Consider the following 24,877-nt stretch of genomic DNA (forward strand, 5'->3'; position numbering starts at 1 on the left):
CGCGCCGACGCTCTCGGCCTCAAACCTCAAGCAGGACCTGCCGATCGTGCTGTCGGAAATGCGTGAGCGGGGCGGTGCCTCCAAGCGTGTGTCCGACGCGATGCAGAAGGTGCTCTATGCCGGGCAGCCGCTGGCCAACCGGGAGCCGATCGGCACGCTCGAATCGCTGACTTCGGCGACGCCGCAAAGTGTGCGGGCGTTCTATTCGCGCTGGTATCGCCCGGACAACGTGGCGGTGATCGTCGCCGGTGACGTCGATCCTGCGATGCTGGAAAGCTACGTCAAGAAGTGGTTCACCGACTGGAAGGTGCCCGGTCCCAAGGCTGTGGCCCCCAGCTTCGGCGATCCCGAGGCACCTGCGGGCGCCGATCCGAAGAACCCGGTGGGCGAGACTCGCGTGCTGGTCGAACCCGACCTGCCGCCCTCGCTGATGTACGCGGTGCTGCGCCCGTGGCGGCAGGTTATCGACAACATTCCCTACAACCAGGGCCTGATGACCGATGCGCTGGCTCAGGCGATCATCAATCGCCGCCTTGAATCCAAGGCGCGGGCAGGGGGCAGCTTCCTGTCGGCCTCGGTCAATCAGGACGATGTCGCGCGCTCGGCGGACGCGACGTTCGTGTCGGTGACGCCGCTGGGTGATGACTGGCAGGCCAGCCTTCGCGACGTGCGCGCGGTGATCGCCGATGCACTCACCCGCGCGCCGACGCAGGCGGAGATCGACCGCGAGGCGGCCGAGATGGAAGTCGCTTTCCAGGTCCCGGTCGAGCAGCAGCGTATCCTGCCCGGCAGCAAGATCGCCGACGACCTCGTCAACGCGCTCGACATCCGCGAGACGGTGGCCGCGCCGCAGGACGTGCTGGACATCTTCCGCAAGTCGAAGCCGTTGTTCACCCCGCAGGCAGTACTGGAGCACACTCGCAAGCTGTTCACCGGCAACGTCACCCGCGCCCTGTTCACCGTGCAGAAGGACGGCGCCGCGACCGACAAGGCGCTGCAGCTTGCGCTCGCCGAGCCGGTCAAGGCCGACGCCAGCGTGCGCGCGGCACTCAAGCCGATTTCGTTCGAGAAGCTGCCCGCGATCGGTGCGGCTAAGAAGGCGGTCAGCGACGTGCCGACCGGCCTCCTCGAAATCGAGGAACTGACTTTTGCCAACGGCGTGAAGGCGATGCTGTGGCCGGTGGTCGAGGAGCCGGGCCGCGTCATGGTCAAGGCGCGCTTTGGCGGCGGCTACCGCTCGATCGACCCGAAGGATGCGGCCTACATCACGCTGGGCAATTATGCGCTCGTCGGTTCGGGCCTTGCGACGCTGGGTCAGGACGACCTCGACCGCATTTCCACGGGGCGCAAGATGGGCTTCGACTTCGAGGTGCAGGACGCCTCGTTCCAGCTCTCCGCAGAGACGCGTCCGTCCGACCTTGCCGACCAGCTTTATCTCTTCGCGGCCAAGCTGGACCTGCCCAAGTGGGACGTCGCGCCCTTCACTCGCGCCAAGGCCGCGGCGGCGATCCAGTACGCCACGTTCAACACCTCGCCGCAGGGCGTGCTGAACCGCGACCTGCAGTTCTACCAGCGCGGTCAGGACAAGCGCTTCGCCACTCCGACGCCCGACCAGATCGAGGCGACGACGGCGGACGGCTTCAAGCGCGTCTGGAGCAAGGCGCTCAAGGAAGGCCCCGTCGAAGTCCAGATCTTCGGCGACTTCGACAAGGCCGCCGCCATCGCCGCACTGGAGAAGACCTTCGGCGCGCTCAAGTCGCGCCAGCCCGCGCCGGTCAGCGCGGTGCAGGCGAAGATCGATGTGCCGCAGCCGTCGGACAAGCCGATCGAGCTGATCCACCACGGCGATCCGGATCAGGCGGCGGCAGTGGTTTCGTGGCCGACCGGCGGCGGTGTCATGGGCATCCGCGAATCGCGCCAGCTGGAAATCCTCACGCAGCTGTTCACCAACCGCCTGATGAACGCGGTGCGTGAGAAGCTGGGCGTGTCATATGCGCCTTACGTCTATTCGCAGTGGCCGGTGGACCTTGCCGCGGGCGGCTCGATCACGGCGGTGGCGCAGGTCGATCCCAAGTCGGTGCCGGTGTTCTTCCAGACCGCCGACGAGATCGCGCAGGACCTCATCGCCAACCCTCCCACGGCGGACGAACTGGCGCTCGTCACTGAGCCGCTGCGCCAGCAGGTGACCCGTGCGGCGTCGAGTACCTCGTTCTTCATGAGCCAGCTCGAAGGCGCGACGACCGATCCCACCCGCATCGGCACCGTCCGCTCGGTGCTGAGCGACTATACGGTGACCACCCCGCAGGCGATGCAGGCGCTGGCGGCGCGGTATCTCGGCCGCGACCATTCGTGGCGGCTTGAGGTCATGCCCGAGGGCAAGGAAGGCGGCGTGGCGGGGAAGTAAGTAGAAGCCCACCCCCAAGCCCCTCCCGCAAGCGGGAGGGGAGCAGAACGTATCGCCCTCCCGCTTGCGGGAGGGCCGCGAGACTTGGCGAGACTTGGCGATTTGTCGCCTAGTCACAGCGGGGTGGGCCTTTCTCATACCCATCACGCAACCGATCACCATGATCGCCAAACCCGGCTTTGCAAAAATTGCCGACAAGCGCTAAAGGCCGCGCCTTGCTTGCGCTGCCCGGGAGGACCTGCAGCGCTTGGAAAAGCCCACACAATCAGGTGACGGGCCAGAGGAGTACGATACAGTGGCTACCAACTGGACACCGGAGAGCTGGAAGACGCAAGAGGCGCGCCACCTCCCGGTTTATGGCGATCAGGCGAGACTCAGCGAGGTCGAGGCCACGCTTGCGAAGTTTCCGCCGCTCGTCTTTGCCGGTGAAGCCCGTGCTCTGAAGGCCGACCTTGCCGAAGTCGCCGCCGGTCGCGGTTTCCTGCTCCAGGGCGGTGACTGCGCCGAGAGCTTCGCCGAATTCAGCGCCGACAACATCCGCGACAGCTTCCGCGTGCTGCTGCAGATGGCGGTGGTGCTGACCTTCGCCAGCAAGCAGCCGGTGGTGAAGCTGGGCCGCATGGCTGGCCAGTTCGCCAAGCCGCGCTCGGCCCCGACCGAGATGGTCGGCGGCGTCGAGATGCCCAGCTACTTCGGCGACATCATCAACGGCATCGAAGGCAACGCCGAGGCGCGCCGCAACGATCCCGAGCGCATGCTGCGCGCCTATGGTCAGTCGTCCTCGACGCTGAACCTGCTGCGCGCCTTCGCGCACGGCGGCTATGCCAACTTGCGCCAGGTCCACCAGTGGACGCTCGACCACATCGGCCGCAGCCCCTGGGGCGAGAAGTTCTCGCAGATGGCCGATCGCATCGGTGAAGCGCTCGACTTCATGGCGGCTTGCGGTGTCGAACCCAGCTCGGTTCCGCAGCTTCAGGGCACCGACTTCTACACCAGCCACGAAGCGCTGCTGCTCCCTTACGAGCAGGCGCTGACCCGCCGCGATTCGCTGACCGGCGACTGGTACGACTGCTCGGCGCACATGCTGTGGATCGGCGACCGCACCCGCTTCGAGGGCTCGGCGCACGTCGAATACCTGCGCGGCGTCGGTAACCCGATCGGCATGAAGTGCGGTCCGTCGCTTGAGCCGGACGCGCTGCTGCGGATGCTCGACACGCTGAACCCGGGCCGCGAGCCGGGCCGCATGACGCTCATCAGCCGCTACGGCCACGACAAGGTCGAAGCCGGCCTGCCCAAGCTGGTGCGCGCCGTGAAGCGCGAAGGTCATCCGGTGGTGTGGTCGTGCGACCCGATGCACGGCAACGTCATCAAGTCGGACAGCGGCTTCAAGACCCGTCCGTTCGACCGCATCCTCGCCGAAGTGCGCGGCTTCTTCGCGGTCCACCGCGCGGAAGGCACGCATGCAGGCGGAATCCATATCGAGATGACCGGGCAGGACGTGACCGAGTGCACCGGCGGCGCCATCGCCATCACCGACGAGGCGCTGAAGGACCGCTACCACACGCACTGCGATCCGCGTCTGAACGGTGCGCAGTCGATCGAACTGGCGTTCGAGATGGCGGACCTGCTGAACCTTGAGGCTACTCAGGGGCAGAAGCAGGCGGCTTGAAGTTGAAGGGGAAGGCAGGGGTTTACCACCCCTGCACCCCGTGAAATGGCTTCGGTGTGCACGCAGTCGCCGCAGTTCTAAATCGCGCCGCAGGCTTTTAGGTCTTCCGGCTTACCGTCCGGCATGACGATGCGGCGCGCGTAATCTCGACGAAATACGGGGTGCAGGGGTGGTAAACCCCTGCGTCTCTCTTCCCGTCTTGACCCCAGGAAATGCACGGTCCACCCATGCGACCATGACAAAGCATTTCCGCCCCCTCGGCTATACTGCCGCCGCCGTCGCGGCCCTCGCTCTTGCCTCGTCGCTTTCCGCGCAGGCGCCCACCGACACCATGATGAACGAGCAGGTGAAGTCCTACGACTGGGTTCGCCCTCAGGCGGACTACGTGCGCAAGACGGTGATGATCCCGATGCGTGACGGGACCAAGCTGTTCACCGTCATCATCTATCGCAAGGGCACTCAGGACGGCCCGATCCTGCTCAGCCGCACGCCGTACAATGCGGACAAGATGAGCAGCCGCAACCGCAGCCAGAAGATCGAGGAAATCCTGCCCGTCGCCGACGCCGAATTCGTCAACGACGGCTACATCCGCGTCTATCAGGACGTGCGCGGGCTGGACGGGTCGGAGGGCGACTACGTCATGAACCGCCCGTTGCGCGGGCCGCTCAACAAGACCAAGGTGGACCACGCCACCGACGCCTACGACACGATCGACTGGCTGGTGAAGAACGTGAAGGAAAGCAACGGCAAGGTCGGCATTACCGGCTCGTCGTACCTTGGCTTCACCTCGCTGATGGCGCTGATCGATCCGCACCCGGCGCTCAAGGCTGCGGTGCCGCAGAGCCCGATGGTCGATGGCTGGATGGGCGACGACTGGTTCCACAACGGCGCCTTCCGCATGTTCGGCTTCGATTACGACCTCGGCCAGACGGTGAAGAAGGGCGGCGGCGACGTTCCGCGCGGCGGCGGTGACGACTACACCGCCTACCTCGAGGGCGGTTCGGCGATGGATTATGCCAAGGCATATGGCCTGCTCGACCTGCCGGTGGTGCGCAAGGTGCTGGAGCACCCGAGCTACGACGCATGGTGGCAGGGGCAGGCGGTCGACAAGCTGCTCGGCGCGCGCAAGCTGACGGTGCCGACGATGCTGGTGGTCGGCCAGTGGGACCAGGAGGACAGCTACGGCGCCCCGGCGGTCTATCAGGCGCTGAAGGCGGGCGGCAACGACAACGTCAGCCTCGTCATCGGTCCGTGGCGTCATTCTCAGGTGAACTACGAAGCACGCGAACTCGGCCCGCTCAAGTGGGAGGGCGACACCGGCCTGCAGTTCCGCACGCAGTACATGAAGCCGTTCTTCGACTGTCACCTCAAGACGAACGCGCCTGCCTGCGATACGCCGCCGGTGCTGACGTACGCCACGGGCGAAAACAAGTGGGAGGTGTCGCAGGCATGGCCGGCGGGTGCCTATACGCCGCTCTACCTCGGCGCGAATTCCTCACTGTCGTGGAGCAAGGGCGCGGCCGGGACCGACAGCTACGTCTCCGACCCCGCGAAGCCCGTGCCGATGCTGCCGCGCCCCGTCCACATGAAGGGTGATGAGTGGAAGACCTGGCTGGTGCAGGACCAGCGCTTCGCTGACGGCCGTACCGACGTGCTGAGCTACCAGACCGGCGTGCTCGACAAGCCGGTCCACATCAAGGGCGCGCCCAAGGTGGACTTGCGCGCGGCGACGTCCGGGCAGGACAGCGACTATGTCGTCAAGCTGATCGACGTCTACCCTCAGGAGAACACCGCCGATCCGAAGATGGCGGGCTACCAACTGGGCATCGGCATCGAGATATTCCGCGGCCGCTACGTCGGTGGTTTCGACAAGCCGCAGGCGCTGGAGCCGGGCAAGGTCTACGACTTCAAGTGGGCGCTGCCCAACGTCGATCATGTGTTCCTGCCGGGCCACAAGATCATGGTGCAGGTGCAGTCCAGCCTGTTCCCGCTCTACGATCGCAACCCGCAGAGCTGGGTGCCCTCGATCATGGACGCCAAGCCCAAGGACTACGTGAAGGCGACCGAGACGGTGCACTTCGGCGGCGATCAGGCCAGCGCGGTGTGGCTGCCGGTGGCTCAGGACTGATCTGAAAGGGACACCTCCTGCCAGCGGGAGGTGTCTCTCCAATTCAAAATTACGTTGTCACCCCCGCGAAGGCGGGGGCCCAGCTGATGACCGTGCAACATGCGATGTCATCAGTTGGGTTCCCGCCTTCTCGGGAATGACGAGGTAGGAAGACGACGGACCGGCCGGGCGCACCGCGCGCCCTCAATTCTCCCCGAACAGCTCCCGCTGCGAGGCTTCGATTTCCTCGAAGTAGCGCCGCCTCGCATGCCGTTCGGTCACCACGCCGACGACGTTGCCGACGCCGTCCACCACCGCCAGTTCGTCCGCCACGGCAAGGTCGAAGGCTTTCAGCATCGCCCGGATGTCCGTGACCGGCGATAGGGTGTTCGCCTGCAGCGTCGCCAGCGTGCCCACTTGTGTATCGGGCGCCAGTTCGGGATTGTACGCCGAAGCCGTCGCCACGATCCCGGCGTAGTGCCCCTCGTCATCGAGCAGGATCGCCTTGCTCGTCGAACCCAGCGGCACTTGCGCGCGGAAGTCCGCGACCGAGAGGCTGGCCGCTGCGCTCTTCCAGTCCTTGCGCATGATGCGCCCGGCCGTCAGCGCCAGCATCCAGCCGATATCGCGCGGGGACCGGATGATCGAGCCGCGCACGTGCAGGCGCCAGGTGGAGAACGAATAGCCGAAGGTCTCGCGGGTCAGCGCGCTCGACACCAGCGAGGCGGTCAGCACAACGCCCATCAGCGCGAAGTCGTGGGTGGTCTCCAGCATCAGCATGGCGAGCGTCATCGGGCCGCCTACCACCGACACCGCGAGCGCGGACATGCCGACCAGCGCTGCGTCGTTGATGTCGAGCGCGATACCCGCCATCGATGCCAGCGCGGCGAAGATCAGCCCGACCAGCGAGCCGATGAACAGCGAGGCGAAGAACAGGCCGCCGCGAAATCCGAAGGCGATCGAGATCGCGGAGGCCAGCACCTTGAGCACCAGCACGGTGACGAGAAACTGGAGCGCCGGTTGCATCGCGATGTTGAGGTGCATCGCTCCGTGCCCGGCGGAAAGCGTCTGCGGTGTCACCATGGCGAGCGGCATCAGCAGGAATCCGCCGATCACCGGCTTCCAGCGTGCGATGCGACCGCTTACGCCCTGCATCTTCTGCTCCGCGAAGGTGACGAGACGCATCATCGCGATGCCCACCAGCGCGCAGGCGAGGCCCAGGATGGTGTAGATGAAGTAGTCGCCGGTAGTCAGTGTCCGGTCGGCGGCGGTGGCGATGAGGTAGGGCTCCACCCCCAGCGCCCGCGTCACGAAGGCGGCGCCCAGCGCGGCAGCCACGACCGGGGCGATCGCGGCGGGCGTATACGTTCCGATGACGATCTCGAAGGCGTAGAACGCACCCGCCAGCGGCGCTCCGAACGCGGCGCCGACCGCCGCGCCCGCGCCCGCGCCGACAAGGGTGCGCATGTCCGAGCGGCGCAGCTTGAACCACTGCCCCAGCACCGAGGCGACGCCGCCGCCCATCTGCGCGTAGGCCGCCTCCAGCCCCACCGATGCACCCGCGCCGTTGGAGAGGATCGTCTGGACCGAGATCACCAGGTTGTCGACGAAGGGAATGCGGCCGCTGTGCAGCGCGTTGGCCTCGACGACGTCGATCGGGGCGCGGCGGCGGGTTTTCAGGAAATGCGTCATTGCCACCAGCACCAGCCCGCCCAGCGGCAGCGCCAGCAGCCGCCACCAGTTGCGGATCTCGCCGAGCGCACTCAGGCGGTTGTCGCCGATGCCGTAGAGCAGTCGCTGGATGGCGTGGGCGATGAAGCCCTGCAGGTTCGTCAGCCAGCCCGCCGCCAGCCCGGCGACGAGGGCCAGCACGATGAAGGCCATTTCGCTCGACCGCAGCCGCTGGCGCTGCCGGATGGCCAGGGCCTTGAGAGCGTGAATCCCCATGCGTCGCATCGGGCCGATTGGGCCGGGCAGGGAGGGGGAGTCAAGCGGAAGTAAGATGGGAAAAGACCCACCCCCAGCCCCTCCCGCAGGCGGGAGGGGAGAAACAGCGCCACACCCTCCCGCAGGCGGGAGGGCCGGAAGGCTTGGGAGCGCAGCGACCTAGCCGTACGGGGTGGGCCGGACGGTTACTTCGGCGGCATGCGGATCGCGCCGTCGAGGCGGATGCATTGGCCGTTGAAATAGATGTTGCGCACCAGTTCGAGCACCAGCGAGCCGAACTCCTCCGGATTGCCGAGACGGCGCGGGAAGGGCACCGCCTTGCCGAGATTCTCGTACACTTCGGGCGCATGTTCCTTGACGCGCAGCATTGGCGGCGTCGCGAAAGTGCCCGGCATGATCGCGTTGACGCGGATGCCGAGGTCCATGAGGTCGCGCGCCATCGGCAGGACCATCGCGTTCACCGCGCCCTTGCCGCCGCCGTAGGCGACCTGACCGATCTGTCCGTCCTCTGCGGCGGCCGAGGAGGTGAGGATGATCGTGCCGCGTTCGCCGTCATCGTTCAGGGTCTCGGCCGTTGCCATGCCCAGCGCCGCGATCGAGGCGACGCGGTAGGAGGCGGTGAAGATTCCTTCGGCCGACTTGGCGATCTGCTCGGTCGGCGTGCGCTTGTAGCCGCCGGTCTTCTTGTCGAACGAGACGGTCTTGCCGCCGCCCGCGACGATTGCGCAGTGGACGACGATGCGCTCCTGCCCATGGGCCTCGCGCGCCTTGGCGAAGCCGGCCTCGACGCTCTCCTCGCTGGTGATGTCGACGTTGCAGAACACGCCGCCGATTTCCGCCGCGAAGGCTTCGCCCGCTTCCTCGCTGATGTCGAAGATGGCGACCTTGACGCCTGCATCGGCCAGCGCCTTCGCACTCGCCCGGCCAAGGCCCGAGGCGCCGCCGGTGACCACGGCGGCAAGGGTGTTGTCGATCTTCATGTTCATCTCCCCGAATCGTATCGAGGGTCTGGCTAGCGCAGCCCGCTCCGCCGTGTCGCGGCGCCGATGCTAACCCGGTGCAAGTATCGCTCGGGCGTCCCCGCGGTTCTGGCGCCCATGCCCTCGGACGGCGTCGTCAGAGCGCCTGATCGGTCGGGGCGAAAGCGCGGAAAATACGCCGCAGATCGTCACGTCGGGTCAGTGCATCGGCCAGCGTGTAACGGTCAAGCACGTCGAGGAAGGCGCGCCTCGCCTCGTTGAAGACGCGCGGCAGGGTGCAGGCGGTGCGCACTATGCAGTTTGTGCAGTCGACCAGCTGGAAGCCGGTTTCGGTATGCCGTACGACCTCGCCGACGGTGATCTCGTTCGCCTGGCGGCCCAGCCTCAGGCCTCCGCCACGACCGCGCACGGTTTCGAGAAACCCGGCCTGGCCAAGATCCTGCACCACTTTCATCAGGTGGTTGCGTGAAATGTCGTAAGTCTGCGCGATCTCGGCGATCGAGGAGAGGTCCCCTTCGTCCCGCGCACCGACATGCAGCAGGACGCGCACGGCATAGTCGGTGTAACGGGTCAGTTGCACGCAGGCGTTCCGAAGCTGGTCATCGGATACTCATGCCGTGCAAGTACAGTGCGATGCAACCCGTGCCGATACAATGTCTCATCGCGGGGCGGTCGGACGGCAGGCGGTTCGCCGCCTGCCGTCCGCATCTATCGTTCAGAACAGGGCAATGATTCCGCGCGAAGGATCGACGAGGCCCTCCCAGATCATCTTGCCCGCGACCCACAGGATCACCAGCAGGCCGACGTAGGCGAGCCAGCGATAGGTCTCGATAACGCGCGCCAGAACGTTGGCGGCGATGCCCATCAGCGCGACCGAGAGGATCAGGCCGACCGCGAGGATGCCGGGGTGGTCGCGCGCGGCGCCCGCGACGGCCAGCACATTGTCGATGCTCATGCTGACGTCGGCGACGGCGACGGCCCATGCCGCGCCGGCGAAACTGCGCGGAGCGACCTTGGCGATGGTCGAGTCGGGTTCGTCGTCGCTGCGGTCCTCGCGCAGTTCGCGCCACATCTTCCATGCCACCCAGATCAGCAGCAGGCCGCCCGCGAAGACGAGCCCGACGATCTGCATCAACTGGCTGACCACGAGCGCGAAGGCGACGCGCAGCACCAGAGCGGCGATCACGCCGATCATGATGACCTTGCGGCGCATCGCGGCCGGAAGCCCGGCGGCGAGCGCGCCGACGACGATCGCGTTGTCGGCGGCCAGCATGATGTCGATCAGCACCACCTGCCCGAAGGCGGACAGCGCAGCCGGTGAGCCGATGTTGGAGAAGTCGGCAACAATGTGCTGCCAAAGGTCAGTCATGCGATATTGTCCCTGTTGGTCCACGCGCCGCGGATGGCTGCGACGAGGAGGTCTGCGTAGCGCCAGCCTATGGCGGCGGCGGCGATTGTGGAAAGGCTATCCTCATGGTCGCGGCCGGGTCGGCCCGCGCCGGTGAGGTTGGGTTTGATGTTGACGTCGAACAACAGGTAGTCGCCGGTCGCGTCCTGGCGGCAGTCGATCCGCATCGGGGTGCGGATGCCGATGATCGCGGCGGCCTGCTCGCAGGCGGCGGTGACCGCGACGATGGCCGGGTCAGCGCATTCCTCGCCCGTCATCGCCGCGCTGTTGGTGCTGACGGGGACGTCGCCGTTGTAGGGCGCGACGTCGTCATGCTGGTCGAAGCGGCGGACCGGGGGCAGGGCGAAGGGCTTGCTCTCGCCTTCGCGTGCGGCTGCGGGCATGACCGTGATCGTGATTTCCTGACCGGGCAGGAACTGCTCGATCATGATCGCGGTGCCGAACTTGCCGCCTGCGACGATGGCCCGGGTGCTCGCGATCATCTCTTCGCGGCTGCGCGCGACGCTGACGCCCTGACTGCCGCGACCGCGCAGCGGCTTCACCACCAGCGGGAGGTGCCCGGCGAAGGCGGCAAGCTGAGCCTCGATATCGGGCGCGGCGCCGTCGACCACCCAGGAACCGGCGACGGGCAGGCCCTCGGCGGCGAGGAGGGCGTTGGTGGCGGCTTTGTCGTCCACCTCTTGCATGGTGCGCGGATCGGCGCTGACCACCCATGCGCGGCGGCTGGCGGCTTCGATCGGGTGGCCGTCGAACACGACGGTGTTGGCCCAGAGCAGCGTCGCGCCTGCTGCCAGCGCGGCGTCGATGCCTTCGGGCGTGTCGGGCCAGACCCAGTCGAATACCGAGGTCGGATCGGGATCGGCCACCGGGGTCACCAGCGTGCAGCCGACCGAGCGCAGGGCCACGCCCATGTCGGCGCCGCTGTCGGAATAGCCGCCGGGCTTGGCGTCCTTGCGCTGGCCGTCGATCACCGGCGGCTCGATCGCCTGATAGAGAATGGCGATCTTTTCGGTGAAGGGATCAGGCATCTCGGGTTCCCATGAACTTGAACGCAGCAGGCGCGCCGATGATGACCAGCACCACGCGGACGAGGTGGTGGACGACCACGAAGCTTGCCTCCAGTGCGAGGCTGAGGGCCACCATGCTCATTTCCGCCACGCCGCCGGGCGAGTAGGCCAGCGTCAGCAGCGCCGGGTCCAGTTCGGTAGCCCAGCCGATGCCGAATGCCCAGACGAAGGTTATGACCAAGAGGATCGCGGTCGATCCCGCCGCCAGCATCAGCGTGCGCAGCAGCGTCGGCAGGTCCAGCCCTACGAAACGGCAGCCGATCGTCGCGCCGAGGCCGACCTGCGCGGCGGCGATGGCCCATGCCGGGATGTGGAAGTCGCTCAGGCCCGTCAGGTGGATGGCGGCGCTGACGAACAGCGGCCCCATCAGGTGCCACGCGGGCAGTTTCAGCGCGCGGCCGATCACGCTGCCGACGATCATGCAGCCGAGCGCCCATGGCAGCAGGGTCCAGTCGGCCACGCCCGAAACCTGGGGAGGAAGCGGGGCGTGGCCGGTCTCCGCCTCGAACAGGCGGCTGAGGAAGGGGAGGATGAAGACGACGAGGAAGATCCGCGCGCCGTGGATCAGGCCGATCGTGCGCTCGTCCGCGCCGCGCTCGGAGCCGAGGACGACCATCTCGGCGATGCCTCCCGGCATTCCGGCGAAGTAGGCGGTGGGCGGGTCGAACTTTGCGATCATGCGGAAATAGAAGACGCAGGCGATGGCGGCGCTGGTCAGGAACAGCGGTAGCAGTGCGATCGGCACGATCCACTGCGCAGCCTGCGCGGCGATGCCGGGGTGGAACGCACTGCCCAGCACGACGCCGAGCACGGCGGACATCGGCCTGCGGGTGGCGGAATTCGCGGCGATCGGCAGGCGCGCGATGCTGCCCGCCGCGCACGCGGTCATCGATCCCAGCACCCACGGCAGCGGGGCATGGATCGACCAGAAGAAGGCGCCGCCGCACGCGCCGACGGCGAGTGCGGCGATGAAGCGCAGGATGACGCCCAGCGTCCCCGCGTCACCGATGATCCCCCGCACCGTCATTGCGAGCCCCGCAGGGGCGCGGCAATCCAGCGCGGCATGAGGCCGTCCTGGATTGCTTCGCTATGCTCGCAATGACGAAGGGGAGAGATCATCATGCGGCATTCACCCCACGAACGGGAAGGCCAGCACCGCCATGCCCACCACGGTCATGACGAGGCAGCACAGCGCCGCCGGGACCAGCGTGAACTTCTGGTGGTCCGCCAGATCCACGCCGGCAAGGCTCACCAGCAGGTAGGTCGAGGGCACCAGCGGGCTGAGCAGGTGGACCGGCTGGCCCATCAGCGAGGCGCGGGCGATCGCCATCGGCTCGACGCCGTAGTGCGCCCCGGCTTCGGCCAGGATCGGCAGCATGCCGAAGTAGAAGGCGTCGTTCGAAATGAAGAACGTGCCCGGCAGGCTGATGAGGGCGGTGATGGGCGCCATGTAGGGGCCAAGGACCGGCGGGATCAGGCCGACGACTTCCTTGCTCATCGCCTCGACCATGCCGGTGCCCGACAGGATGCCGGTGAAGATGCCGGCCGCGAAGATCAGCGAGACGACCGAGAGGACATTGCCCGCATGGGCGCTGATGCGCTCCTTCTGCGACTGGGTGTCGGGGTAGTTGGCGATCATCGAGATCGCGAAGGCCAGCATCATCAGGATCGGCAGCGGCAGCACGCCCCAGACCAGCAGCACCAGCAGCGCGACGACGAGCGCGCCGTTGAACCAGATCATCTTCGGGCGGCGCGCTTCGGGCCACTGCGAGACGGCGAGGTCGCTGGCTTCCAGCGCGGCGAGGTTCTCGACCTTGCCGATGCGGCGGCGTTCCTTGCGGCCGAAGTAGATGGCAAGGCCGATCAGGAACGCGAGGCCCGCGATCATGCCCGGGATCAGCGGCAGGAACAGCGCGGCCGGGTCCAGCTTCAGGGCGCTGGCGGCGCGCGCCGTCGGCCCGCCCCACGGCGTCAGGTTCATCACGCCGCTCGTCACCATCAGCAGGCAGACAAGGTAGAGGCGGTTCATGTCGTAGCGCTTGTAGAGCGGCAGCATGGCGGCCATCGTGATGATGTAGGTGGTCGACCCGTCGCCATCGAGGCTGACGAGCGCGCACAGGACGACCGAGCCGATCAGGATCAGCATCGGGTCGCCATGGACCAGCCGGATCAGCTTGCCGACCAGCGGGTCGAACAGGCCGGTGTCGGTCATGGTGCTGAAGAACAGGATCGCGAACAGCAGCATGACGCCGGTTGGCGCAAGGTTCTTGACGCCGTCGATCATCATGTCGCCCAGCCCGGCGTGGAAGCCGGCGAGAAGCGCGAACGTGGTGGGCACGACGCTCAGCGCGACCAGCGGGGTCATCCGCTTGGTCATGATGAGCGTCATGAAGGTGGCCACCATCAGGAAGCCGATAAGGGCGAGACTCATTGTTGGTCCCCGGTTCTGGTCATGGTTTGAAAGGGAAAGGCTTAGAAGGTGACGCCGACGCGCGCGGTGAGCGTCTCGCCGTCATCCTTGCCGGTGTAGATCCCGGCGGTGTTCTCGGTGTTCCAGTGGATCGCGTTGACCTGGAAGCGCACGAAGCTGTTGAGATACCAGTTCGCGCCCAGCGTCGCCGCCCAGCCCTGAGCAGGCGTGGCGATGTCCTTGAATTCCAGGTTCTCGTAGCGCGCGGTCAACTCGATCGCGCCCGGGCCGCCGTCGAAGACGGGGCGCAGCACCTTGGGCTGGCCAAAGCTGCCGAGGCGCGGGTTGTAGGGCGGCAGGTCGCCGGTGATGAAGAAACCGCCCGAGACGCTCCATGCCTGCGTGACGAAGTCCGGGCGTCCGTTGTCGAGGCGCGCATGGCGTTCGCCCGCCTCGGCCATGACCCACAGCGGGCCGGTGTAGCCGCCGAGTTCCGCGCCGTAGCCGGTGGTGCCGGTGCCGCCGATGATGTCGCCGGTCGACAGGCGCAGCGCGCCGTTGAAGCGGCCGCCGATCACGGTGCTCCGGCCCAGCGTGTTCTTGCCCGGCTGGAGGTGCTCGTCGAAGCCCCAGATGCCGAGGTGGAGCACCTGACGCGGGCTCTTGATCGGGTTCCAGTGCGCGCGGGCGATCACGGTGCGGTTGTCCGAGGTGGACTGGTCGCCGTCGATGCGGTCGCCGGTGACGGTGAGCGAGGCGTGGCCGGTCTTCCAGAACAGGCGCGGCATGATGCCCAGGCCATAGAAGGCGCGCTGCGGGATGATCGCGGTGGCGACCACGGTGCGCTCGGCGAACGGGGTGGAGTCCGAACCGGTGGAGCCTTCGAAGCTGCGGTCGTTGAACAAGTGGCCGACGCGCACGTCGTAATCGAGGCCGGGCGCGATCTTGTTCTTCCAGCCGATGAAGGCGGTGACGACATCGACCGCGTTCTCGGAGAAATCGCTCTCGAACTGGTAGAACAAGTGGCTGCCGACGGTGCCTTCGAGGCCCATGCGCAGCGCGCGCATGCCGGTGGTCGTCAGGTTGCGGCCGTCGTACTTGGAGCCACGGGTGGTGCTGACGTCGGTGATGATGCGGCCGCGCGGCTTGAAGCTGAAGGTGCCGTCGCCCGAGTGGAATACCGGCAGGCCCTGGCCCCATTCGGTCGTCACGTCCGTCGCGGCGACGGCGGTGGCGCGCACGCGCTCGATGTCGCGCTCGGCGGGGCCGGGGGGAAGAAGCTGGGCCGCATAGGGCTGGGTCGAGAGGATGGTCGGCGCGGCCTGCTCGGGTTCGGCGGCAGCGACTACGGGAGCGCTTTGCTGCGGCGCTGCTGCAGCGGTGCGGGTGGCTTCCAGCGCATCGACGCGCTGGCGCAGCGAGGCGATCTCGGCGGCCTGCGCGCGCACCAGATCGGCGAGTTCGTCGCGCGTCGGCGCTTGCGCCAGCGCGGGGTTGGCAACTGCCAGTGCAAGGAATGCTGCACTGGCCATCAGAGTACGGGTCATGGTTTTTGTTCTCTCCCAGTGACCAGAGCGGCGTTCCATTCGCGCAGGAATCGCTGCCGGGTCAGGTGATCCAGATTGACGAGAAGTTGAGGGCCGACGCGCACTACGCGCGTCTGCTGCGTAGGCAGGCGGCGGGCGGGTACGTCGGTGCGCACCGGCCACAGACTGTGCCGGGCAAGCTGGGCCTGCCCGGCGCGCGAAAGAAGGAAATCGAGGAACAGCTTCGCCGCCGCCGGATGGCGCGCGTCCCGTCCGATGAAGGCGATGCGCGAAGTGACGAGCGTGTAGTCCTTGGGGAACACCACACCCAGCTGCGGACTGCGGCGCGCCTGCTCCAGCGCGTAGGAGCCGATGACATTGTACGCGATCGCCAGCTTGCCGGAGGCGACGCCCGCCAGCATCGGCTGGGTGCTGATTTCCAGAACGGGGCGCGTCGCGCCGATCGCCTCGACCAGCGAGCGGGTGTCGCGCGTCGCGAGGAAGTCCTGCGAGAGATAGAGATAGCCGGTGTTGGAGCGGGCCGCATCGAACGTCGCGACCTTGCCGGTGAATTCGACGCGGCGGCGGCGGAGCAATTCCTCGAGTGCCTGATGCGTGCGCGGGGCCTGTGCGTCCGATATGATCCTGCGGTTGTAGACGAAGCCGATCGGCTCGGCGGTGACGCCGTAGCCCATGTTCTTCCACACCGCCGTTTCGGGCAGGGCGGGCTTCTCGGGGCTGGCGTACTGCTGCGCGTAGCCGTCGTTGATGAGCTTGATCTGCTGGTCCATCGCCGAGGACCACACGATGTCGGCCGAATACTGGCGGCTGCGCGTCTCGCGGGTGTAGCGCTGGTACATCTCGGTCGAGCCGATGTCGGCGTAGTAGACCGCGATGCCGGGGAAGAGCCGTTTGAACTCCGCCACCACCGGCACCATCTCGGCGCGGTCGGCATTGGCGTAGATGCGTACCTTGCCGTCGGCGCGGGCGTCGGCGATCAGCGTGTCGTAGCTGCGCGGATAACCGGAGGGGCGCTGCGGCGCCTCAGGCTTCTGCGCGGCTGCGGGTCCGGCCAGAAGGACCGCTAGTGCCAGAACAGGGGTGAAAGAACGCATTGTCGACTCCTCTCGCTTTCCGCCTCTATGTTCGGATAAGCAGCGCTCGATGATGTACGTTTTCAACCTGTCACTGACCTTTCATGGATTTCGATCGTGAGAATCCTCATCGTTGAAGACGACGCGGCACTGGCACGGGGCATCCTTTCGCTGCTGCGCGCGGCGGGACACGCGGTCGATCACGTGGCGGGCGGGGAGGAAGCGCTGTCGGTTTCGGCGACCGAGCCGTATTCGCTGGTGATCCTCGACGTCGGCCTGCCCGACATCGACGGGTTCCAGGTGCTCGCTCGCCTGCGCGCGCGGGGCGACCAGTCGCAGGTGCTGATGCTGACCGCGCGTGACGGCCTCGACGACCGGGTGCGCGGCCTCGACCTCGGCGCCGACGATTACTTGCGCAAACCCTTCGAGGTGGAGGAACTGGAGGCCCGCGTGCGTGCGCTGGGCCGCCGCCGGGGCGGCGACGCCGCGCCCGAGATCGCCATCGGGGCGATGACGGTGAACCGCTCTACCGGCCGCGTCGAGGTGGCGGGGCGCCTGATCGAACTGCGCCGCCGCGAATGGGCGGTGCTGGAGGCTCTGGCGGCGCGGGCGGGCCAGATCGTCAACCGCGAGACCTTGCAAGCCGAGGTCTTCGGCTTCGACGATCCGGTCGGTTCCAACGCGCTGGAGGTCAACGTCACCCGCCTACGCAGCAAACTCGCACCCGACGGCCCAGCGATCCGCACCGTGCGCGGGGTGGGTTACATGCTCGACCGGTCATGAGCGGCGGTGCGGGCAGAGCCATTTCCCTGCGCTTCCGCCTTCTGCTGGCGATGTTCGGGCCGCTGGCGGCGCTGGCGCTGGTGCTGGGACTGCTCGGCTGGGTACTGATTTCCGACGTCGTGCGCCGCACCAACGACCGCGTGCTCGGCGGTGCGCTGGGCGCCATCGCCGAGACCGTGCAGGTTGAGCGCGGCGAGGTTACTCTCGACCTGCCGCCCGCCGCTTTCGGCATGCTGGAGAACTCCGAGCGCGACAACGTCTACTACCGGATCGCCGTGGGCAATACGTTGCTCACCGGCTACGCGGATCTGCCCGCGCCCGACATTTCCGTGCTCTCCGTCGATGAGCCGCGCTTCCGTTTCGCGCAGTTTCGCGGCCAGCGCATCCGCATAGCCGAGATCCGCCGCAACCTGCCGCGGATCGATGCGCCGGTCGTGGTGCAGGTGGCCGAGACGCTGCAGAACCGTAATTCCCTGCGCGACAAGCTGATGATCGCGCTGCTGATCGGCGAGTGCGTGCTGGTCGGCATCGTGCTCCTGCTGATCCGCCCCGCGCTCGGGTGGAGCCTGCGGCCACTCTCGGACCTGCGCGGCGTGATCGAGGCGCGTGATACCCGCGCCGCACCCGATCTCTCGCCGCTGCGCACCGGACCGTTGCCGACCGAACTGCGCCCGCTGTCGCGCTCGTTCGACCGGCTTCTGGCGCGGCTTGACGATGCCACCACCGGCATGCGCCGCTTCACCGCCGATGCTTCGCACCAGATGCGTACGCCGCTCTCGGTGCTCAAGGTGCAGGTCGCGCTGGCGCGGCGCGGCTCGGGCGAGGCGCTGCACGAGATCGAGGAGGCGACCGACCGCCTCGAACGCCTGCTGACGCAGCTCCTCACGCTTGCCCGTGCCGACGAGGCGGGGGTGCTGCCGCCTGACCACGAGATCGATCTCAAGGAACTGAGCCAGCACGTGATCTCCCGCCGCATCCGGCAGGCGATCGAGGCGGACGTCGAATTGCTACTCGAGGCCGGAGACGGGCCTTACCGCATCCACGGACATCGCACGCTGGTGTTCGAGATGCTGTCCAACCTCGTCGACAACGCGATCCGCTACAATCGCCCCGGTGGCATGGCGCAGATCGAACTGAGCGCGGAAGCGGGTGTGGTCCGGCTCGCGGTGGTCGATACCGGCCCCGGCATTCCGGCCGAACTGCGCGAGATGGCGATGTCGCGCTTCGCCCGGCTGCAGGGCGAGCGCGGGCCGCCCGGCAGCGGCCTCGGCCTGGCCATCGTCAAGTCCACCGCCGAGCGCATGGGCGCACAGCTCGAACTCGGCGATGCGAAGCCGGGCCTGCGGGTGACGGTGACTTTCACGGTTTGACGATCGCTGCCATCTCGCTGGTGGTCATGCGGAAATCCGGGCACTATGATGGGGCAATTCACCCTCGCGCTTTCATGGAGCGCAATTTCACGGGGCACGTCCGCATGAGCCTGCAGATCCTCCTGGTCGAGGACGATTCCCACCTTCGTCGCCAGCTTACCGAGCAACTCGGGCATTTCGAGCACGAGGTGCAGCCGGTCGGGGACGGGCAGGAAGCGCTGTCGCTGCTGGGCAGACGGCCCTTCGACGCGGTTGTGCTCGACTGGATGCTGCCGACGATGGACGGCGTCACGCTGCTGCGGGAGATGCGCGGGCAGGGCATGACCATGCCGGTGCTGATGCTGACCGCGCTTGGCCAGACGCTCGACAAGGTCGAGGGGCTGGAGGCGGGTGCCGACGACTACGTGGTAAAGCCGGTCGATCCGCTCGAACTGAACGCGCGGCTCAATGCCCTCGTGCGGGCGCGGCGGACGACCGAGCAGCCCAGTGATACGATTGCTGCGGGCGATATCGTGATCAGCCCCTCGCGCCTCATGGTCTGGCGCGGCGGGCAGCCGCTGGCGCTTTCGCAGACCGAGTTCCGGCTACTGCTGGCCCTCGCACGCGATGCCGGCGAAGTGGTGACGCGGCCCATGCTGATCGAGCGGATCTGGGGGCAGGACTTCGAGACCACGACCAACATCGTCGATGCCCATATACGCCAGTTGCGCGTCAAGCTGTTGCAGCACGGTGACGATCCGATCGCCACCGTGCGCGGCATGGGGTACGTGCTGCGGGCATGAGGCCGCTCCCCCGATCCCTGCGCGGCCTCACCGTGGTGTTCCTCGCGCTGTTCCTGACGGTGACGGCGCTGGCGGGGTTCGGAACCTTCTTCGCGACCGCCTCGATGGTGCGGGTGCTGGTGGATGAGCGCATCGAGTCGGAGAGCGAGACGCTGGTGCCGAGGGGGACCACTCCGAACCGTGCGGAACTGAGCCAACATATCATGGAGATGGCGCGGCAGCGCGATACCGGCGACCTCGGCGTGCTGCTGAGCGATGCGCACGGGAACCCCATCGTCGGCAATGTCCGGCTGAACCGGGAACTGCCGCTGGGTTACTCCACGCTCGGACGGCAGGACCGGATCGCGGGGCTCAGCGCGGGCCGCGTGCTGGTCCGCGAGATCGGCGGCGGCATGCGCCTTGCCATCTTCGCCGAGACGGAGCCGGTCGACAACTATTTCGCCGCGCGCCGCCGGATCTACTTCGCCGGGTTCGGCGCCATCGTGCTGGTGGTGCTGTGGGGACTGCTGGCATTTCGGCGCCTGGTCGGCAAGCGCATCGACGCGGTGCGCCACACGGCGGAATCGATCATCGAGGGCGACCTTGCCCAGCGCGTCCCGATGCCCGGCGACGGCGGCGAGTTCGACCAGCAGGCGGGTGCCTTCAACCGCATGCTCGACCGCATCGGCCAGCTCATGGGCGAAATCCGCAACGTTTCCAACGACATCTCGCACGAGATGCGTACGCCGCTGGCACGGCTGCGCAACGAACTCGCGCTGCTGGAGCAAAGCGCCGCCGCCGAGCCGGTGCGCGAGCGGGTGGCGACGGCGCGGATGCAGGCGGACGAACTGCTCGGCATGTTCGCGGCCATGCTGCGGATCGCCGAGATAGAGGACGGATCGCGCCGCGCTGGTTTCCGTCGATTCGACCTGGCCGAACTGGCGACCGAGATCGTCGAGATGGTGCAGCCCGTCGCGCAGGAGCGCGGCCAGCGCGTGCTGATGGAACGCGCTGACGAGGCAAAGCTGGTCGGCGACCGGCAGCTTCTGTCGCAGCTTCTGGTCAACATGCTGGAGAACGCGGTTCGGCATACCCCTTCGGGCACGCGGATCAGGGTTTCGATCGCGCGCGAGGCGCAGGCGGTGGTGCTTGTCGTCACCGACGATGGCCCGGGTATCCCCGCAAGCCAGCGCGAGCATGTGATGCGCCGGTTCGGACGGGTCGAGCGGTCGGGCCAGAATGGTGGGCATTATGGTGGGCAGGGCGGTGGCCATGGCCTGGGTCTGCCGCTGATGGAAGCGATCGTGCGCCTTCACCGGGGAACGTTGGCGCTTGAGGATGCCGGGCCGGGGCTGCGCATCGTGGCGCGGTTGCCGGTTTGAAGCACCGTCGTCATCCCAGCAAAGGCTGGGACCTCATGCCGACAAAACCCAACTGTCGACAGGTCGTCTGAACGACAGCGAAGGGTAACACGCCAGCGGTCCCAGCCTTCGTTGGGATGACGGGCTATATCTCGTGGCTCTCTGCAAACGCAAAAAGACCGGCGTAACGCGGGGGATGCGTCACGCCGGTCCAGTAGCTGATCGCGCGGGAGGCGGTTTGAGCGCCTTTCCCATCGTGAAAGGGCAGGCACTCGCCCGCGCGATCCGCAGTGTCCCCCCGGCCCGCGAAAGCCGGGGGAATTCGCTTAGAACGCCACGCTGGCGTCGATGCCGAAAGTGCGCGGCGCGTTGAAGTTGCCGTAGTCGCCCAGCACGTTGGAAATGCTGCCGACGGTGACGTTGGTGGTCGGGGCGCCGGGCAGGCTGTTCGACGGGTCACGGCGGAACACGTACTGCTCGTTGAAGAGGTTGCGGCCCCACACGCCCAGCGTCAGCTTGTGGTCACCCACGCCGATGTCGGCGAGCGAGATGCGACCGTTGAAGATGAGCGAGGCGTCGTTCTTGGTGGCGAACTGGTCGAAGGCCTGCGTCGCCTGCGAGTAGTTGCCGTCGATGTGGAACTTGATCTTGGTGTCCTGCGCACCGATCGGCAGCACGTAGTCGATCGAGCCGCTGGCCGCATTGCGCGGGGTGAACACGATGTAGAACTGCTGGTAGACGCTGGTGGAACGGCCCGCGGTATCCGCCGCAGTGATGAGCACCGGCGGGATCTTGGTATAGGTGTAGGCGTACGATGCGTTCAGCGTCAGGCCGTCGTTCGGCTCCAGCGTCAGGTCCGCCTCGATGCCGCGGATCTTGGTGATGCCGGGAGCATTGATGGTGACGAGGTTGTTGAAGCTGCTCGAACCCACGAACTGGATCGAGCTGATGTCGACCTGGCTGTTCTTGCGGTCCATGATGTAGCCGGCCAGGTTGAAGCGGGCGCGGTGATCCCAGAAGTCCGACTTCAGGCCCACTTCGTAGGACTTCACGTCCTCCGGATTGAACGACTGGTAGTTGGACGTGCGCGAGCTGGCGCCGCCGGCGCGGTAGCCGGTGGCGTACTTGGCATAGACGTGCATGTCGTCGGTCACGTCGTAGGCCACCGTCGCCATCGGGTTGAAGCGGTTCCAGGTCGCATCGAGCGGCTTGTAGCCGACGCTCGCGGCGGGCGGGTTGGTGTCGTAGTTGACGTTGCGCGAGAAGTGCAGGACGCCCTTCTTCTCGTCATGCGTGTAGCGGCCGCCGACGGTGACGTGCAGCTTGTCGGTGGCGTTGTAGGTCAGCTGGCCGTAGGCGGCGTAGCTCTTGGACCACACTTCCGAGGCGCGGTCGATCGAGCGGCAGCCGACGTCCGAACCGAACCCGCCCGAACCGGTGCACGAATTCAGGATGATGTAGACCGGCTGGCCGGCGGCATTGAGGTAGACGCCGTTCGAGTTCGGCGTCGCCGCATCGTCGCTGACGTGCTCGTTGAAGTAGAACAGACCCGCAACGTAGTCGATCTTGCCGAAGGTGCCCACGGCCTGCAGTTCCTGGCTGAACTGGCGCTGGCGCAGGTCGGCAAGGCTGTAGCGGCTGAAGGCGCACGGAGCGGTCTGGGTGCAGGCCGAGGTCAAGCTGACCAGCGGCGGACGGTGCGCGCCGCCCGAGTTGTCCCACTGCGTCGCGTCGACGCCGCGCCATGCGGTGATCGAGCGGATTTCGATCTCGGGGGTAGCTTCCCACTTCAGGGTGTTGGTGAAGCCGTGGGTCTTGTCGACGCTGACCTGCTGCGGCACGCCGATGTCGGCCACCTTCATGCGGGTATCGCCGTTGACGACGACGCCGGGCATCAGCGGCTTAACGGTGCCGGTGATGGTGGTGTAGTCGGTGCCGGGCAGCTTGCAGGCGGCGTTCGCGGCCTGGGTGCCGGCGACGCAGCCGTTGGGATTGTAGTTCAGCAGCTGGCTGTAGAACGGCGTATTCTCATCGCGCGCGACGTCGTAGGAGAAGTCGTTGGTGATGGTGCTGGTCGGCTGCCAGCGCACGGCCACGCGGCCGCCCTTGCGGTGGTACTGGTTGAAGCCGGCCTGGCCTTCGAGCGGGTTCTTGGTGGTCGGGTCCTGGTGCTGCAGCACGCCGTCGAGCTTGACCGAGAAGCCTGCGAACTTGGGCAGGTCGACGTGGATCGCGCTGTTGTACGAACCGTAGTTGCCCAGGCCGCCTTCGATGCGGCCGCCGAACTCGCCGGTGGGGGCCTTCGAGACGATGCTGAGCGCGCCGCCTTCGGTGTTGCGGCCGAACAGGGTGCCCTGCGGACCCTTGAGCACTTCGACGCGCTCGACGTCGAACAGCGCGGCGTTGAGGCCGTGCTGGCGGCCCATGTAGACGCCGTCGACGTAGATGCCGACGCCCTGTTCACGCGCGGGCTGGTTGGCGTCGAGCGGCACGATGCCGCGAATGCCGATGGTCAGCGCGCTCTGGCGGGCTTCGAAGGTGGCGATGCGCAGCGACGGCACGGCGCCGTCGGCGAGATCGTAGAGGCTCTGGACGTGGCGATCCTTCAGCGCGGCCTGGTTGACCACGTTGATCGAGATCGGGGTTTCCTGAAGATTGGTCTCACGCTTGGTCGCGGTGACGACGATGTCGCCAAGACCCGAATCCGCTGCTGCGTCCGCCGCCGTGTCGGCTGCAGGAGCATCGGCCCAGGCGTTCGAAGCGCTCATGCTGGCGAGGATCGAGCCGGCGAGCAGCGTCGCGCGGACAACCTTATTCATCATGTTGAATTTCCACCCTTTTTTGGCAGAATTTGTCTGCCTCGGGGCGGCTAATATGGCTGCATCACGACAGTTGTATGGAAGTTCGATGACACTGGAGTCGCGCGACCTTCATCTTCGCCTCATCTTCTAGGCAAGTGATTGAAAGGTAGTTGTATTCCGTCACCGCAACATTTCGAAAAAATCTCACGTTCCTGCAACCTAGCGGAAGAATCCCTTGCTCCTGAGGAACAGGTAAGTCGCCAGAGCGGTGCCCGCAGCGATCCCGGTGGCGACGAGGGTGCCGTGCGCTCCGCTGAAGGGAAGGCCCCCGGTGTTCATGCCGAACAGCCCGGTTACCAGCGTGGCGGGCAGCATCAGCGCAGTCATGACCGATAGCAGGTAGAGGTTCTGGTTGGTGCGTTGGTCCTGCTGCAGGTCGAGTTCGTCACGCAGCAGCCGCAACTGCCCTTGCACGGCGAGGGCGTCGGCATCGAGGCCCTGCAGTCGCTGCGACAGTTTCTCGACCGTGGGCTGCAGCGTCTCGGGCAGTTCGTCATCCTGCTCCAGCCGCCGAAACACGCGCTGGGCACCGTCGAGCATGCGATGGATCTGCGCAAGGCGGCGGCGGATGTCGAGGAGGTTGCGGCTGGTCGGCGGGTGGTGGCCTTCGAGAAAGGCGTCCTCGGCGGCCTGCATGTCGGCGGACAGGTTGCGGATGACCATGTCGATGTTCTGCGCCAGCGCGCCCACCAGCAGGTCGAGCGCGGCGGCCGCCCCGGTCACCCGCGCGCCGCCGCCGACACGCTGCATGACGATGTCGGCGGCGCCCAGCGGATGGCGCCGGGCGGTAACGATCAGCCCGCCCAGGATCGCCACGCGCAGCGCGCCGACCCGCGCGGTGGCGCGCACGTCGAAGTCGCGTTCGAAATCGTGGAGGATACAGCACACCGCGCCGCTCTCGACGAGGGCGCGCTGGTGCGAATCGGAAGATAGCAGGAGTTCGCGCGCGGCCACCGGGAACAGCGCCGACTGTTCGATCCATGCCCGGGTGCCATGGTCGGCAAGGTTGAGGTGCAGCCAGCGGAACCGTCCCTCCGGCGCGGGGCCGCAGGGCGCGGGTTCGTGGCTGCCGTCGGGTGCGAAGTCGAGGCCCCAGATCAGCCCGGGCGCAGCCGCTCCCGCCGCGCCG

General features: G+C 67.0%; 18 protein-coding genes. 7 read left to right on the forward strand and 11 right to left on the reverse strand.

Features of this window, described 5'->3' with window-relative positions:
- From LH128_RS18325 to LH128_RS18335, 3 genes are all read left to right on the forward strand, one after another.
- Positions 1 to 2,404, forward strand: a 2,404-nt coding sequence (locus LH128_RS18325) for a M16 family metallopeptidase (RefSeq protein WP_008831165.1), incomplete at its 5' end; no start/stop codon positions are given.
- A gap of 295 nt (positions 2,405 to 2,699) precedes the next feature.
- On the forward strand, positions 2,700 to 4,073 hold the full coding sequence (locus LH128_RS18330; RefSeq protein WP_008831166.1) for a class II 3-deoxy-7-phosphoheptulonate synthase: 1,374 nt from the start codon (positions 2,700 to 2,702) through the stop codon (positions 4,071 to 4,073).
- A gap of 235 nt (positions 4,074 to 4,308) precedes the next feature.
- Complete coding sequence (locus LH128_RS18335) at positions 4,309 to 6,201, forward strand: CocE/NonD family hydrolase (protein WP_008831167.1); 1,893 nt, start codon at positions 4,309 to 4,311, stop codon at positions 6,199 to 6,201.
- 183 nt (positions 6,202 to 6,384) lie between these two features.
- On the opposite strand, the gene LH128_RS18340 is transcribed toward LH128_RS18335, so the two are convergent.
- From LH128_RS18340 to LH128_RS18380, 9 genes are all read right to left on the reverse strand, one after another.
- Positions 6,385 to 8,136 (reverse strand): chloride channel protein, encoded by a 1,752-nt coding sequence (locus LH128_RS18340; protein WP_037520208.1) that lies wholly within the window; start codon positions 8,134 to 8,136, stop codon positions 6,385 to 6,387.
- A 176-nt stretch (positions 8,137 to 8,312) separates the two neighbouring features.
- Positions 8,313 to 9,107, reverse strand: a complete 795-nt coding sequence (locus tag LH128_RS18345) for an SDR family oxidoreductase (RefSeq protein WP_008831169.1) — start codon at positions 9,105 to 9,107, stop codon at positions 8,313 to 8,315.
- A gap of 136 nt (positions 9,108 to 9,243) precedes the next feature.
- Complete coding sequence (locus LH128_RS18350) at positions 9,244 to 9,687, reverse strand: Rrf2 family transcriptional regulator (protein ID WP_008831170.1); 444 nt, start codon at positions 9,685 to 9,687, stop codon at positions 9,244 to 9,246.
- Positions 9,688 to 9,822: 135 nt separating this feature from the next.
- Positions 9,823 to 10,476: a YjbE family putative metal transport protein gene (locus tag LH128_RS18355; RefSeq protein ID WP_008831171.1), complete on the reverse strand. Its 654-nt coding sequence runs from the start codon at positions 10,474 to 10,476 to the stop codon at positions 9,823 to 9,825.
- Positions 10,473 to 11,543 (reverse strand): hypothetical protein, encoded by a 1,071-nt coding sequence (locus tag LH128_RS18360; RefSeq protein WP_008831172.1) that lies wholly within the window; start codon positions 11,541 to 11,543, stop codon positions 10,473 to 10,475. The genes LH128_RS18355 and LH128_RS18360 overlap by 4 nt, the downstream gene beginning before the upstream one ends.
- Entirely contained in the window at positions 11,536 to 12,609 is a 1,074-nt protein-coding gene (locus tag LH128_RS18365) for an AbrB family transcriptional regulator (RefSeq protein WP_008831173.1), read from the reverse strand. Before LH128_RS18365 ends, LH128_RS18360 begins: the two co-directional genes overlap by 8 nt.
- 102 nt (positions 12,610 to 12,711) lie before the next feature.
- Positions 12,712 to 14,013 carry a CitMHS family transporter gene (locus tag LH128_RS18370; RefSeq protein ID WP_008831174.1) on the reverse strand — a complete coding sequence of 434 codons (1,302 nt, stop codon included), beginning with the start codon at positions 14,011 to 14,013 and terminating at the stop codon, positions 12,712 to 12,714.
- Between the two features lie 41 nt (positions 14,014 to 14,054).
- Positions 14,055 to 15,539, reverse strand: coding sequence for an OprO/OprP family phosphate-selective porin (locus tag LH128_RS18375; RefSeq protein ID WP_008831175.1), 1,485 nt, complete (start codon positions 15,537 to 15,539; stop codon positions 14,055 to 14,057).
- Positions 15,536 to 16,633 (reverse strand): ABC transporter substrate-binding protein, encoded by a 1,098-nt coding sequence (locus LH128_RS18380; RefSeq protein WP_008831176.1) that lies wholly within the window; start codon positions 16,631 to 16,633, stop codon positions 15,536 to 15,538. The genes LH128_RS18375 and LH128_RS18380 overlap by 4 nt, the downstream gene beginning before the upstream one ends.
- Before the next feature lie 96 nt (positions 16,634 to 16,729).
- Here LH128_RS18380 and LH128_RS18385 point away from each other — a divergent pair, with 96 nt between their 5' ends.
- The 4 genes from LH128_RS18385 (at position 16,730) to LH128_RS18400 (ending at position 20,908) form a co-directional block, all read left to right on the forward strand.
- Complete coding sequence (locus tag LH128_RS18385; protein ID WP_008831177.1) at positions 16,730 to 17,395, forward strand: response regulator; 666 nt, start codon at positions 16,730 to 16,732, stop codon at positions 17,393 to 17,395.
- On the forward strand, positions 17,392 to 18,765 hold the full coding sequence (locus tag LH128_RS18390) for a sensor histidine kinase (protein WP_008831178.1): 1,374 nt from the start codon (positions 17,392 to 17,394) through the stop codon (positions 18,763 to 18,765). The genes LH128_RS18385 and LH128_RS18390 overlap by 4 nt, the downstream gene beginning before the upstream one ends.
- 74 nt (positions 18,766 to 18,839) lie before the next feature.
- Positions 18,840 to 19,547 carry a response regulator transcription factor gene (locus LH128_RS18395; RefSeq protein ID WP_083274631.1) on the forward strand — a complete coding sequence of 236 codons (708 nt, stop codon included), beginning with the start codon at positions 18,840 to 18,842 and terminating at the stop codon, positions 19,545 to 19,547.
- A complete protein-coding gene (locus LH128_RS18400) occupies positions 19,544 to 20,908 on the forward strand; it encodes a sensor histidine kinase (RefSeq protein WP_008831180.1) in 1,365 nt (454 codons plus the stop codon). The genes LH128_RS18395 and LH128_RS18400 overlap by 4 nt, the downstream gene beginning before the upstream one ends.
- A gap of 305 nt (positions 20,909 to 21,213) precedes the next feature.
- On the opposite strand, the gene LH128_RS18405 is transcribed toward LH128_RS18400, so the two are convergent.
- Together LH128_RS18405 and LH128_RS18410 are read right to left on the reverse strand one after the other, a co-directional pair.
- On the reverse strand, positions 21,214 to 23,709 hold the full coding sequence (locus LH128_RS18405; RefSeq protein WP_008831181.1) for a TonB-dependent receptor: 2,496 nt from the start codon (positions 23,707 to 23,709) through the stop codon (positions 21,214 to 21,216).
- Positions 23,710 to 23,907: 198 nt separating this feature from the next.
- Complete coding sequence (locus LH128_RS18410; protein ID WP_036524040.1) at positions 23,908 to 24,849, reverse strand: CorA family divalent cation transporter; 942 nt, start codon at positions 24,847 to 24,849, stop codon at positions 23,908 to 23,910.
- Positions 24,850 to 24,877: the final 28 nt, after the last annotated feature.

It is taken from the genome of Sphingomonas sp. LH128, assembly GCF_000293195.2.
Lineage (GTDB): Bacteria > Pseudomonadota > Alphaproteobacteria > Sphingomonadales > Sphingomonadaceae > Novosphingobium > Novosphingobium resinovorum_A.

Bases quoted from the DNA above. Each gene is read 5' to 3' on its own strand.
- LH128_RS18405 (WP_008831181.1), bottom strand. From the start codon at position 23,709: ATGATGAATAAGGTTGTCCGCGCGACGCTGCTCGCCGGCTCGATCCTC.
- LH128_RS18400 (WP_008831180.1), top strand. From the start codon at position 19,544: ATGAGGCCGCTCCCCCGATCCCTGCGCGGCCTCACCGTGGTGTTCCTC.
- LH128_RS18390 (WP_008831178.1), top strand. From the start codon at position 17,392: ATGAGCGGCGGTGCGGGCAGAGCCATTTCCCTGCGCTTCCGCCTTCTG.
- LH128_RS18345 (WP_008831169.1), bottom strand. From the start codon at position 9,107: ATGAAGATCGACAACACCCTTGCCGCCGTGGTCACCGGCGGCGCCTCG.
- LH128_RS18355 (WP_008831171.1), bottom strand. From the start codon at position 10,476: ATGACTGACCTTTGGCAGCACATTGTTGCCGACTTCTCCAACATCGGC.
- LH128_RS18335 (WP_008831167.1), top strand. From the start codon at position 4,309: ATGACAAAGCATTTCCGCCCCCTCGGCTATACTGCCGCCGCCGTCGCG.
- LH128_RS18395 (WP_083274631.1), top strand. From the start codon at position 18,840: ATGGAGCGCAATTTCACGGGGCACGTCCGCATGAGCCTGCAGATCCTC.
- LH128_RS18365 (WP_008831173.1), bottom strand. From the start codon at position 12,609: ATGACGGTGCGGGGGATCATCGGTGACGCGGGGACGCTGGGCGTCATC.
- LH128_RS18375 (WP_008831175.1), bottom strand. From the start codon at position 15,539: ATGACCCGTACTCTGATGGCCAGTGCAGCATTCCTTGCACTGGCAGTT.
- LH128_RS18370 (WP_008831174.1), bottom strand. From the start codon at position 14,013: ATGAGTCTCGCCCTTATCGGCTTCCTGATGGTGGCCACCTTCATGACG.
- LH128_RS18360 (WP_008831172.1), bottom strand. From the start codon at position 11,543: ATGCCTGATCCCTTCACCGAAAAGATCGCCATTCTCTATCAGGCGATC.
- LH128_RS18340 (WP_037520208.1), bottom strand. From the start codon at position 8,136: ATGCGACGCATGGGGATTCACGCTCTCAAGGCCCTGGCCATCCGGCAG.
- LH128_RS18380 (WP_008831176.1), bottom strand. From the start codon at position 16,633: ATGCGTTCTTTCACCCCTGTTCTGGCACTAGCGGTCCTTCTGGCCGGA.